This window comes from Pseudomonas bananamidigenes (genome assembly GCF_001679645.1).
In the GTDB taxonomy this organism is placed as follows: domain Bacteria; phylum Pseudomonadota; class Gammaproteobacteria; order Pseudomonadales; family Pseudomonadaceae; genus Aquipseudomonas; species Aquipseudomonas bananamidigenes.
Window position 1 is genome coordinate 66,439 of record NZ_LRUN01000041.1, and the last position, 13,123, is coordinate 79,561.

Consider the following 13,123-nt stretch of genomic DNA (forward strand, 5'->3'; position numbering starts at 1 on the left):
TCTCATCGAACTCAGCGATCGAGAAACGCCAGCAGGTCTTCATTCAATTGCTGTGCATGGGTGACCGCGAAGCCATGTGGCGCGCCTGCGTAGACTTTCAGTTCGGCGCCCTTGATTTGCGCGGCGGCGCGTTTGCCGGTGGTTTCGAACGGCACTATCTGGTCGCCGTCGCCATGGATCACCAGGGTTGGCACATCGATTTTCGCCATGTCCGGGCGGAAGTCGGTTTCCGAGAAAGCGGTGACGCAATCCAGCGTGCCTTTCAGCGAAGCCAGCAGGGCGATGTTCAGGGTTTGCGTCAGTACCCCATCGGAGACTTTCTGACCCTGGTTGGTGCCGTAGAACGGTGCGGCGAAATCGGCGATGAACTGCGCACGATCCTTCAGCAGGCCGGCCTTGATCCCGTCGAACACCGATTTGTCGACGCCTTCGGCAAAGTCCGGCTTCTTGCCGAACAGCGGCGTCACCGCGCCCAGCAGCACCAGCCCGGCAACGCGCTCGCTGCCATGGCGCGCAATGTAGCGGCTGACATCGCCACCACCCATGGAAAATCCGACCAGAGTCACGTCACGCAGATCCAGGTGTTCGATCAACTGCGCGATGTCGTCGGCGAAGGTGTCGTAGTCATAACCGGTCCACGGTTGATCCGAGCGTCCGAATCCACGACGGTCGAAGGCGATGGTGCGGTAGCCGCGGCTGCTCAGGTACTCCATCTGGTATTCCCACATGTCCGCGTCGAGTGGCCAGCCGTGGCTGAACAGCACAGGTTTGCCGCTGCCCCAGTCCTTGTAATAGATCCGGGTGCCGTCTTGGGTGGTGAAAGTGCTCATGAAAACTCCTTGGGTCTGGGCGAATGCCGTGATGGCGACGATCACTATCGCGGCAAACGGCATCGAGCACTTGTACGCAAGTGCTAAGTTCAGGGCGGACCGCGTTATCGGTTTTCCGGCGCGAGTTGTAAGATGCAACCGCATCGAGTCTGCTGTTTGTCGGAGATACCTCAAATGAAACGCAAGAGTCTTGCGGGCAATGCCTGCCCGGTGGCCCGCACGCTTGATCTGATCGGCGACTGGTGGTCGTTGCTGATTATCCGTGACGCGCTGGAAGGCATTCGTCGTTTCAGCGATTTCGAGAAAAGTCTGGAAATCGCCAAGAACATGCTGAGCGTTCGTCTCAAGGGGCTGGTGGAGCGCGACATCCTGCGTCTGGAACCGGCATCCGACGGCAGCGCCTACAAGGAATACGTGCTGACGGAGAAAGGGCGGGCCCTGCAAACCGTGATCGTCGCGTTGTCGCAGTGGGGCAGGGAGTTCATGTACGCGCCGGGCGAGCCAGGTTCCGTCATGGTCGATGCGCAAAAGCGTCAGCCGCTGCGCAGGCTGCAACTGCTGGCCGCCGATGGCCGCGAGCTTGCGCCGGAAGATGTGGCGACGAAACGGGCGGTCGAGCACTGAGATGAAGTGAGTCGGGTCCGTCGGAAGTTTCGCTCTTAGGAGCGTTCTCTGATCCGGTTACCGGTTTTCCTCGGCCAGTCTGAGAAACATCCCGCATCTCTGTCGGAGTCGGACGATTTCACCGGGGCCGCTCATTGGCAACAATACTTCGGTGAATCGATAAATTGACGCCAGAATAGTGGCTCATTAATATCGCGCCATTATCCTGATATCACTTTCCGTCTCGAGGGATCGAACATGTCCTCACCCGCCCTCGTGGCGAGGTTGTGCCTGGCTTTGCTGTGCCTTTCTCCGCTTGATGCTGTATTCGCTGCACCCACCCCCGGTGACACCGACCTGATCCGCGATCGCCAGAATCGCTTGCTCGAAGAGCAGCAGCGGCGTCTCGAAGAACTGAAAAACCTGCCCGGCAAGGAAGCCCCACCGGTTAAACCGACAGCGCCGACCGATACGCGTTGCTTCCCGATCAAGGACATCGAACTCAAGGGCGCCGACAGCCTTTCAGAGAGCGACAAGGCGCGCCTGCTCAAGCCTTACATCGGCCAGTGCTTGGGCGTGCCACAGCTCAATGAACTGCTGAAAGTCATCACCGACCATTACATCGAAAAAGGGCTGGTGACCAGTCGCGCTTATCTGCCGCAACAGGATCTGTCCGGTGGCCACCTGAAAGTATTGGTAGTCGAAGGCCGGCTCGAAGGCCTGAAGGGCGCCGAGAACAGCAAGCTGTCGGAGCGTGAACTGGCCATGGCCTTTCCCGGCAAAACCGGTGAGCTGGTCAACCTGCGCGAGATCGAGCAGATGGTCGATCAGCTCAACCGCCTGCCATCCAACCAGGCGAAGATGGAGTTGTCGCCGGGCAAGAACGTCGGTGGCAGCGAAGTGCTGGTCAACAACACGCCGCAAAAGCCCTGGCGTGTCGGCCTGTCGCGCAGCAACGATGGCCAGCGCAGCACCGGCGAGCAACAGTGGGGCACCACGTTCGACTGGGACAGCCCGTTGGGCCTGGCCGATCAGTTGAGCCTGCGCGGCGGTCACGATGCGATGACCGACCATCAGCACACCTCCAACAATGCCATGCTCAGCTACAACCTGCCGTGGGGCTGGTGGAACTTCAGCTACACCTACAGCCAGAGCGAATACCGCTCGCAGATCGCCGCCAACGGCTACAACTTCAAGCAGACCGGCGACAGCGAGAACCACCAGTTTCGCGCCGAGCGGGTCATTCATCGCGATTCGGTGAGCAAGACCTCCCTCAGCACCGGGCTGTCCTACCTGCGCAGCAACAACTTCATCGAAGACAGCAAACTGCGCCTGAGCAGCAACCGCATCAGCGAAGCGCAGTTCGGCTTCAACCATGGACGTCGTGTCGGCAGTGCCTTCGTTAACTTCGACGCCGGCATGCAACAAGGCATTGGCGCACTCGACGCCCAAGGCAGCCATGATCCGGGACCAGGCGAACCGGATGCACGCTACCGCAAATACACCGCGACCCTGAGTTATCTGCAGCCTTTCAAGCTGTGGGGCGAGTCGCTCACCTTCAGCAGCCTGATGACCGGCCAGCGCAGCGAAGACGTGCTGTTCAGCCCGCAGCGCACGAGCCTCGGCGGACTTTCTTCGATCCGCGGTTACAAGGATCAGTCGCTGTCCGGCGACAGCGGCGGCTACTGGCGCAACGACCTGCGCTGGGCACGCCCGGTGACCGCCGAATGGCTGCGCCCGGTGTTCGCCGAATACGGCACCAGCGTTGGTTACGATCAGGGCGTGATTCGCAATGATCGCTACAACGGCGACCAGCACGGGCGCATGTCGAGCAATTCGCTGGAGCTGTTTGCCCGCGGTGAACACGTCGCTGCGACCGTGACCTTCGCCCATTCCTTGGAACGACCGGCTGCGCTGACCGAGCGCGAGGCGCCGATCTATTTCCGTCTGGATTTCTTTCTTTAATTTTTTGCCCGCCCCGAGATTCTGATATGGACTTCCGCCACCTGGCCTTTCTGGCCAGGCAGCCTTCTGCTGCCGTAAAAAACCGCGAACACTTCTTGGGCATGCCCAAACGCGGCCTGGCATTCCTGCTGGCCAACGTCATGTTCTGGCAGCCGATGTGGGCCCAGGCGGACGGTATCGTCGTCAGCGCTCCCGGCACCACGCTCGACCGGGCAGGTAATGGCGTGCCCATCGTCAATATCGCCGCGCCCAACGGCGCGGGGCTGTCGCACAACCAGTTCCACGATTACAACGTGGATCCGCAGGGCGTCATCCTCAACAACGCTACGAGCCGCACTCAGCTGACGCAGATGGGCGGGATCATTCTCGGCAACCCGAATCTGCGTGGCACGGCGGCGCAGACGATCCTCAACGAAGTCAACGGCGGCAGTCCGAGCCAGTTGCGCGGTTACACCGAAGTGGCGGGGCAGTCCGCTCGTGTGATCGTGGCCAACCCGTATGGCATCAGTTGCAACGGGTGCGGCTTCATCAACACGCCACGTGTGACCCTGACCACCGGCAAGCCGGTGCTGGATGGCGCGGGTCGACTGGATCGTTTTCAGGTCGATCAGGGCAGTGTTTCCATTGACGGCAAAGGTCTGGATGCCAGCGCCGTCGACAGCTTTGAAATCATCACCCGCAGTGCGCAGATCAACGCGCAGATCCACGCCCAACGGCTGAACATCACCACCGGCCGCAACGATGTAAACGCCGAAACGCTCAACGCTACCGCGCGGGCCGACGACGGCAGTGCCAAGCCGCAACTGGCCATCGACTCCTCGGCACTCGGCGGGATGTACGCCGGGGCGATCAAATTGGTGGGTACCGAGGCCGGTGTCGGCGTGAAGCTGGCGGGCGAGCTGGCAGCCAGTGCCGGGGATATCCAGATCGATGCCAATGGGCAACTGACGCTGGCCAAGGTCACCGTCAGCAACGCGGTCGACATCAGGGCCAACAGCCTTGAAGCCCAACAGGCGGTTTACGCCGGTACGCAACTCGCGGTGCAGACTGCGCAGGATCTGGTGAACCGGCAAAGCCTCGCCGCGCGCGACGTCGTGCGCCTCAATAGCGGCGCCACGCTGAACAACGCCGGCGTGATCGAAGCCGGGGTAAACGCGGACAACAGCCGTAACGGCAATGGCGATGTCGCCATCAACGGCGGCGCGGTGAGCAACCGTGGCAGCCTGTTGGCCAGTCGCTCCCTGAGCGTCAGTGCCGCAGGTTCGCTCGACAACCAGAACGGTATCGTCCAGGCCAAAACCGTCGCGCTGGGCGCCACTCGGCTGGTCAACCAAGGGGCTGATGCACGGATTTACGGCGAGACCAGTCTGGCCTTCAACGTACCGGCAATCGTCAACCTCAGTGGTTTGATCCGCTTCGCCGACGGCCAGGCGGCAACGCTCTCCGTCGACAGTCTGGACAACCGCAAGGGTCGTATCGAAATCGCCGGCGGCGGTTTGAAACTCAATACTCGGGCGCTGCAAAACGACGACGGCAAAATCATTGCCGGACGTCTGGATATCGATACCCGACAACTCGACAACGCTGGCGGCCTGATTGCTGCCAGCCAAGGCGAAACCAGGGTCGTCGCCCACGAACGTCTGAACAACGGCAAAGGCAAGATCCAGGCAAAGACCGATCTCGTCGTCTCGGGTGCCGCGTTGCTCAATCAGGGCGGCACATTGGCGGCCGACTCGATCCGGATAACCGGCACTCGTTTGGATAACAGCGACAAAGGGGTCGTCAGTGGCGAAAACGGCAACGTTGACCTGACGCTGGATCAGGACCTCGCCAACCACGATGGCAAGGTTCAGGCCTCCGACCGCTTGAAGGTTGACGCCGGCAGCATCGACAACCGCAATGCCAGCCTGACCGGCAAAACCCTTGAGGTCACCAGTCGCGGCAAACTCGACAATACCCAAGGCACGATTTCATCCGATGACAGCGTGCTGACCAGCGAAGACCTGGACAACACCCAGGGCCTGATTCAGGGCAACACGGCCCTGAACCTGACCGCACGCGACCTGGGCAACTCCAGCGGCCAACTGCTTGGCGGTGTTGTCGATGCAACGCTGACCAATCTCACCCGCAACGACGAGGGCGCGATCAGCGCCGAAACCGGCAAGCTCACGCTGCTGGTCAACAAGCACCTGAACAATGCCTTGGGTCGATTGCAGGCCAGCCAGGGTGATGTGGATATCCACGCGGGCAGCCTCGACAACCGCAATGGTGTGCTGGCCGCGCAACAATTGCTGCTGGTCGCACGCAACGGTCATATCGATAACCGTGGCGGGCGGGTCATTGGCGACCGCCTCGACGTTCAAGCCGTCAGCCTCGATAACGGCGAGGGTGGCCTGCTGGCGGCGGGTGTCGACGGTGCCCGGTTGATTCTCAAACAAACCGCCGGCGGACAGTCGCAACTGCTCAATCAAAAGGGCCGCATCCAGAGCGACGCTGACCTGCACATCGAAAGCGACACGGTCGACAACAGTGCCGGTGTCCTGCTCGGCAAAACCATCGAAGTCAACGCAATACAGCTGAACAACAGCGACAAGGGCGGCATCGTCGGTACGGGCGGTGACATTGCGCTGAACATCACCGGTGTGTTCAAAAACGTCACGGGCTTAGTCGACGCTGATGAGCAACATCTGCTGCTCGAGCAACTGGTCGAACTCGACAACCGCGGCGGCACATTGCGCGGCAAACGTCTGGACATCGCCAGTACGTCCATCGACAACCGCAATGCGGGCCAGATCATTGCCGGCAGCGATGGCCTGAAAATCGTCGGCAACACCCTGCTGAACCAGCAGGGTGCGATCCTAGCCAATGGCAGTCAAGCAGAACTCGCTCTGGGTACCGGCAGCCTGCAGAACCAGGGCGGTACGCTACAGGCCGACACGCTGAATATCACCGGCGCCGACCTCGACAACAGCGCAGTCGATGGCAAGGCCGGATTGATTTCCAGCCTTCTTGGTGACTTGAAGCTGACGGTGACACGCCTGACCAACCGGGCCGGCAAGCTCTTCGGCAAAGATCAGGTGATTTTCGATGGCTCCAGCCTGGATAACGCGGGCGGAGAGATCAGCGGCAATCGACTGGCATTCGAAGCGGACAGCCAGGTACTCAATCAGGGAGGACTGATCGAATCGGCAACGGATCTGAAGCTCATCAGCGGCCAATTGAACAACAGCGCCGGCGGGCAGATCCGCGCACTGGGCGGCGCTTCCAGCCAGATCAAACTGACCGGTAACCTGAACAACCAGAACGGCGTCATCGAGATCGGCAGCGAGAATCTGGAACTGGCCGGGGCCCAGCTCAACAACCTCAGCGGCAGCGTTCGTCATGCTGCAAAAGGGCTGTTCGAGCTGGACCTGAGCAACCTGACCGGCTCTCAAGGCAGCCTGACGGGTCTGGGCAACGGCGTCTGGGATGTCGCGTCGGTCAATGGCGTGGGCACCTGGCAACTGAACGGTGGCCTGACCTATACCAGCGCGCAGGATTTGAACCTCAATGTCGGGGATCGCATCGCCAGTGCTTCGGCGCTCAAGCTCAACGTCGCCAGTCTGAATAACGCCGGTGAACTGGCTACTGACGGCGACCTGACGCTGAACCTCGGCGGCAACCTGATCAACAGTGGACGCGTGTCCGCCAGACAGAAACTCGTGATCGGTGCCAACGACCTGATTCAGCGCGACGGCCGCCTGGTCAGCGGTGGCGACACCGAGCTGACGCTGCGCGGCACGCTCGACAACCTGGGCCGACTGATTGCCAACCAGAACCTCACCGTCACCGCCGCGCGGATCGACAACAAAGGTACGCTCGGCTCGCAAGGCAACCTGCTGTTCAACGCCACCAATGGCATCAGCAACGGCCCCGACACGCTGTTGTTCAGCGGCGGCACCATGGAGCTGCACGGCAACAGCCTGAGCAACTTCTATGGCGATATCTACAGTCGCGGCAAGCTGACGTTCGACGCCGTGGGCGGAGGACGGGCGGCGTCGTTCAGCAACTTGTCGGGCACCCTCGAAGGTGAAGGTGATATCGACATCAATGCCGTTTCGTTTGAAAACGCCAAGGCCGAATTCGAAATCGCTTCGGGGCCATCGTCCGGCAGTCTGAGCTGGATCTGCGCCCAGCATTGCGACGGCGGTGATGGCTGGAAACGCGGCTATATCACGATTACCACGGAATTCAGCGACAAGGTCCTGAAAGACTCGCGGGCGGCCCGGCTTGTCGCCGGCAGGAACCTCACTCTTCATGCCAATAACGTCGAGAACCGCTACAGCCTGCTGGCAGCGAACGGCGATCTGTCCGTAACGGCCGACAGCCTGCTGAACCAGGGCGCAATGTCGCGCTCGGGCCAGCGGATAGTGAAGATCGGCACTCCGGCGCACATCGACAATAGCCTCTGGGACCAGATGGAATTCATCGACATCCCGGCGTTCAACGCAGCGACCGCGGCGGGCCACTTTGATGAGGCACGTTTCAACGAGTTGGTCAGTCGTTCGAGCGATGAGCGATTTTTGCAGACAAGTGATGTCACCAAGACCGGAGACACCCCCGACAAAATTTATTCGTCGGTGCTACAGGCCGGCGGCAAAGTCAAACTGGACGTCGCTCACAGCATCCAGAACGGCACCCTCTACGAGAACACCTACGATCAGCTGACCGGCAAGCTGTCCAGCGATCAGACAACCGCCGTCGGCGGCGTCACCATCAACCTGGGCAAACACAGCACCGACGCCAGCGCCCAGGCGCCGAAAGACGTCACCCGGATCGAACGCGTGGACGCCGACGGCGTGAAGCAGATCAGCTTCGTGCCGGTCGATTTCAAGGGCGTGCCGTTTGCCGCAGTCGATCCGACGGCTTCCTCGACGTTCCGTCTGCCGAAAGGCCCTTACGGCCTGTTCGTGCAGAGCTCGAATCCGCAGAGCCATTACCTGATCGAAACCAACCCGGAGCTGACCCAGTCCGCGCCGTTCATGAGTTCCGATTACCTGCTGGGCAAACTCAGCTTCAGCGCCGATGAAGCGGCCCGACGCCTCGGCGATGGCCGCTACGAGACGCGACTGATCAGCGATGCGGTGATGGCCCAGACCGGTCAGCGCTTTCTTGCCGGTGGTCTGAACAACGACTACGAACAGTTCCGTTATCTGATGGATAACGCGCTCGCCAGCAAGAACGAGCTGAACCTGTCTGTGGGCGTGAGCCTGACGTCCGAGCAGGTGGCGGCACTGACCCACGACATCGTGTGGATGGAAGAGCGCATCGTCGACGGCCAGAAAGTGCTGGTGCCGGTGCTCTATCTGGCCCAGGCCGAATCCCGCAACGTGCGTGGCGGCAGTCTGATTCAAGGGCGCGACCTGGAGCTGATCGCGGGCAATGATCTGGTCAACGTCGGCACGTTGCAGGCGACCAAGGATCTGTCCGTCGACGTCAAGGGCAGCCTCTATCAGGGCGGCCTGGTCGAAGCCAACGAGCGCATCACGCTGATGGCCACCGACAGCATCCGCAATGCGCTGGCCGGTGAGATTCGTGGCAATCAGGTCAGCCTTACCAGCCTCAAGGGCGATATCGTCAACGATCGCACCGCTGTCGCCGTACGCGACGGTCACGGTATGCGCACCCTGGTGGACGATGGCGGCAACATCAGCGCACGCGACACGCTGACCATCAAGTCGGGCAACGACTTCGTCAACGCCTCGTCCATCAGCAGCGGCGGGGACGCCACCCTGAGCGCCACCCGCGATATCAACCTGTTGGCGACGCGCAACGAAAGCGAACTGCACGAATCGTTCGAGGGCGGCCACCGCTCAGTCATCACCACCACCGTGGAAAACCTCGGTTCCAGTGTGAAAAGTGGCGGCAACCTCAAACTCGACGCCGGCCGCGACCTCAACGTCGTGGCCAGCACCGCCGAAGCCAAGGGCAACCTGACCGCCGACGCCAAACGGGACATCTACCTGTCCTCGGCGGGTGACGAACACAACGTCGAAACCCACAGCAAGGACGGCAAGAAACGCGTTCACGAAGAAGACAGCCACACCGTCCAGAAAGCCGCCGAGTTCATCGCCGGTGGCGACGTCAAGACCAACTCCGGTCGTGACACGACACTGGTGGCGAGCAAGATCAGCGCAGGCAACGAAGCCTATCTCTATGCCGGAAAAGACCTGAACCTGCTGGCTGCGCAGAACAAGGACTACACCCTCTACGACATGAAAGAAAAGGGTGGCTTCGGCAATCTCAAGCTCAAGCGCGACGAAGTCACCCAGATCACCCATGTCGGCACCGAGATCAAGACCGGCGGCAACCTCTCGCTGGTCAGCAAGGGCGACCAGACCTATCAGGTGGCCAAACTCGACAGCGGCAAGGACATCACGCTGGACAGCGGCGGCTCCATCACCTTTCAAGGGGTGAAGGACCTGCATGACGAGAGCCACACCAAAACCAACAACAACGCCGCGTGGGTATCAGCCAAAGGCCGCGGCAACACCGACGAAACCCTGCGCCAGACCCAGATGATTGCCAAAGGCAACATCGTGTTGAAGGCGGTTGATGGCCTGAAGATTGATATCAAGGATGTGAACCAGGAGTCGGTGAGCCAGACCATCGACACCATGGTCAAGGCGGATCCGCAGTTGGCGTGGCTGAAGGATGCCGAGGCGCGGGGGGATGTTGATTGGCGGTTGGTGAAGGAGATTCACGAGTCGTTCAAATACAGCAACTCGGGTCTTGGTCCTGCCTCGCAGATCATTATTGCGATCGTGATGGCGGCGTTTGTTGGTCCAGCAGCGTTGAATGCATTAAGTGCGATGGGGCCGGTATGGGCAGCAGGTCTGGCGGCTGTTGCAACGGGGGCAGCGACTAACGCAACTACTAGTTTTATCAATAATGGTGGCAATCTCGGAGCCGTATTCCAGGACGTGACGTCATCGGACGCGCTTTCAAACTATGTGATTTCCGGGGTAACGGCTGGTCTTACGGCGGGGTATTTCGACAGCGTCCTGAAGACAACGACGAATCCTGTTACCGGCAAAGTCATGACGGATCTGAGCAGTCTGGAAGGCATTGGCCGTTTCGCTGGCAACCAGCTTTTGCAGAACACCACTTCGACGTTATTGGGTGGCGCACTTGGTCAGAACACAGATTTTGGGAATGCACTGACAGGGGCACTGCTGAGTACTCTGAATGCGGCAGCATTCAATGCTGTAGGTGACTTTGCAGCAAGTCAGGGTTGGAAGGATGGAGGTCTCGAAAAAATTGCCTTGCACGCTGTTGTGGGCGGTTTGTTGAACGAAGCAGCGGGAGGAGATTTTAAAACCGGAGCCTTAGCCGCTGGCGCCAATGAAGCGCTGGTAACCCAGTTAGCTGTCTTGGTGAAGAACGACAGCAACCTGTTGTCGATGTCTTCCCAGTTGGTAGGCGTTGCCGCGGCCGGGTTGAGCAATGGAAACCTTCAAGAAGGCGCAACCATTGCCAAAGATGCCACTAACTATAACTACCTGTTGCACCATGAACTCGTTGAGATGATGGATGAACAGAAGAAGTGTGAGTCCCAGGCCTGTCTGGACGATGTACGTGAAAAGTACGCCAGCCTTGATGAGAAAAGGAATAAGGAGCTCGCCAGTCTTTGTCAGAAGAACATTAGTGCGTGTAATGAAATTTCTGAAAAGCTGCAAGCAGACGAACCAAAAATCCGAGCGATGTCCGAGGAAATCGCGCGCAATGGCCAAATAGGCGCCGCCACAACAATTGGTTATGTCGTACTGCAAAACAACGATGCAGCTCAAAATACGATAACTAATGAAGTCGTCATTCAACGTGACGGCGACACCGCCGGGTTATGGGCCGCATTTGCAGAAATGCTGGCAGGCGTTGCGGGAGGGGCGAAGCCGGGTAAGCCGGGTAAAGCGATCAATGAAAAGGGACCTTCCCGAGAGGAAGGACCTGAAATCGCGGATATGCCAAAAACCACTGGCGGTGGCACTGGCGGCACCAAAGGCCCTGGTGATACCGTGGTGCGAAGCGATAATGATTTTTCTGCGACCGTCAATGATAAAGGAAAGCCCAAGGCATTCATCGATGAAAACGGTGATTTGAATCCCCCCAATATCAATGGAACGGGCAGTGTTCAAACCCATGTGAGGGGTAGTAATCCTGAAAATTCTCCCTATATCTCTACCACGGACCCAAGCGTTACCTCGAATACGAAAGACTATGGCTCCAGTAAAATCGAGATCGACGTAAAGCGCTTGCAACAGGATATTGATTCCGGAGCATTGCCAGATACCAAATACCTGGATAATCGAAGAGTTACCGAAGAGCTTCAGTCTAAAGTGGATGCAGCACGGGTGAAGTACACGAACAACCCTTCACCGAAAAACAAGATATCCTTGGGGCGTGCAGAGGAAGACCTGTCGAATGCCAAACGAGACGGTGAGTGCTTGATCAAAGGTTGTGTACCGGCCGACTATATTAAAATTTTGAAGTAGAAGGTTTAATAATGGATCCGAGAACCTATGAATTGCTCAATGGTATTCCAGAACATGTGGACTATGCCGTAGAAGCAGGAGATCTAGATGTTGAGGATATTTCACAGGATAGACTCGACTCTGTGAAAGAGCTGCTTCGTGAATCGAATGATGAAGTAGTACGATTTTATGCTGCAAAGCTGTTAACGAGTTGGGGAACTCGTGAAGGCCTGTTTGCCTTGGAAGAATTTATGAGTAAGCCTGAAGTTTTTGAAGGGCTATATATTCACCGGTTACGTGGTTATGATGATACCTATCGTCATATATTGATGGCGGTGACAATGTACTTTGCAAATGTCGCTGATAAAGAAGGGAAAGAAGTCGCAAGGGTGCAGGTTTTCGATATTCTTTTGAAGATTATTGCGTTGGCCGGAGTGAGACCTTTCGAGATTTCCGAAATGCTTCGCTTTGTTAGGTGTGAAAACTATATTGAATACGTGGCGCCACTAAAACAGTATCTTTTGTCGATAATTGATCATCCAGAGGTGCATTGTTGGAAAATTTATGACGCTCTGGATTTTTTTATGAGTTTCGATCCGGAATTTGTCGTGTCTTTATTGAAAAGTAAGAATATGTCTATTGATGATTTTAGCCCCCTGAATCAAAGTTAATGCAGGAAAGGGGGCGGATTTATTTTGTTTGATAAGTTCGTCCCATTTTTCGTCCGACTCTTTCCGAAATCAATGCTCAGGGTCAGAAAATAGTTGATGATATTCTGAGTAATCCCGCGTCAACCTTGACCTACAAAGACACCCGGAGATTTGGGAAAGTAATGGATGTCGTTGCTCCCGATGGAAGGGGCTTCGCTACGATGCTAATGGGAAATTTGTTGGTCTGTTGGAGCCACCGAAGCCGTGACACATTTATCCTCTTTGATGAGTAGCCCTCCAGATCGAGAAAATTTGGTGTTCGAAATCTGGTTTGGAACTGATCAGCTAGCTGAAGTATCTCGCGAGCCTGGAAGACCAGTTGAAATCGAAATATACCCGCCTGCTGAAGGCGGAAAGTGGAGCTTTGAACTTGAAGAGTTTATGTCTCTGTTGAATCAGGCGGTTAAGACAATGAAGTAGCTATAATTTAGATGGCGGATGTCTAGTCCTGAAATAGGTTTACATCTGTTTCACTTCAACGCCCGATGCACCGCATCGGGCATTT

Annotated in this window: 5 protein-coding genes; 4 read left to right on the top strand and 1 reads right to left on the bottom strand. The window is 57.8% G+C overall.

Features of this window, described 5'->3' with window-relative positions; genetic code table 11:
- Nucleotides 1-11 precede the first annotated feature (11 nt).
- Entirely contained in the window at nucleotides 12-830 is an 819-nt protein-coding gene (locus BBF94_RS15195) for an alpha/beta fold hydrolase (RefSeq protein WP_065259808.1), read from the bottom strand.
- 174 nt (nucleotides 831-1,004) lie between these two features.
- Here BBF94_RS15195 and BBF94_RS15200 point away from each other — a divergent pair, with 174 nt between their 5' ends.
- The 4 genes from BBF94_RS15200 to BBF94_RS15215 all read left to right on the top strand — a co-directional run bounded on the left by BBF94_RS15200 (nucleotide 1,005) and on the right by BBF94_RS15215 (nucleotide 12,579).
- The gene (locus BBF94_RS15200) at nucleotides 1,005-1,454 is read left to right on the top strand and encodes a winged helix-turn-helix transcriptional regulator (RefSeq protein WP_065259809.1); all 450 of its coding nucleotides are present in this window, start codon (nucleotides 1,005-1,007) and stop codon (nucleotides 1,452-1,454) included.
- A 237-nt stretch (nucleotides 1,455-1,691) separates the two neighbouring features.
- The gene (locus BBF94_RS15205) at nucleotides 1,692-3,398 is read left to right on the top strand and encodes a ShlB/FhaC/HecB family hemolysin secretion/activation protein (protein ID WP_065259810.1); all 1,707 of its coding nucleotides are present in this window, start codon (nucleotides 1,692-1,694) and stop codon (nucleotides 3,396-3,398) included.
- Between the two features lie 26 nt (nucleotides 3,399-3,424).
- Nucleotides 3,425-11,929 (top strand): two-partner secretion domain-containing protein, encoded by an 8,505-nt coding sequence (locus BBF94_RS15210; RefSeq protein WP_225875057.1) that lies wholly within the window; start codon nucleotides 3,425-3,427, stop codon nucleotides 11,927-11,929.
- Between the two features lie 11 nt (nucleotides 11,930-11,940).
- Nucleotides 11,941-12,579: a hypothetical protein gene (locus tag BBF94_RS15215; RefSeq protein ID WP_065259811.1), complete on the top strand. Its 639-nt coding sequence runs from the start codon at nucleotides 11,941-11,943 to the stop codon at nucleotides 12,577-12,579.
- Nucleotides 12,580-13,123 lie beyond the last annotated feature (544 nt).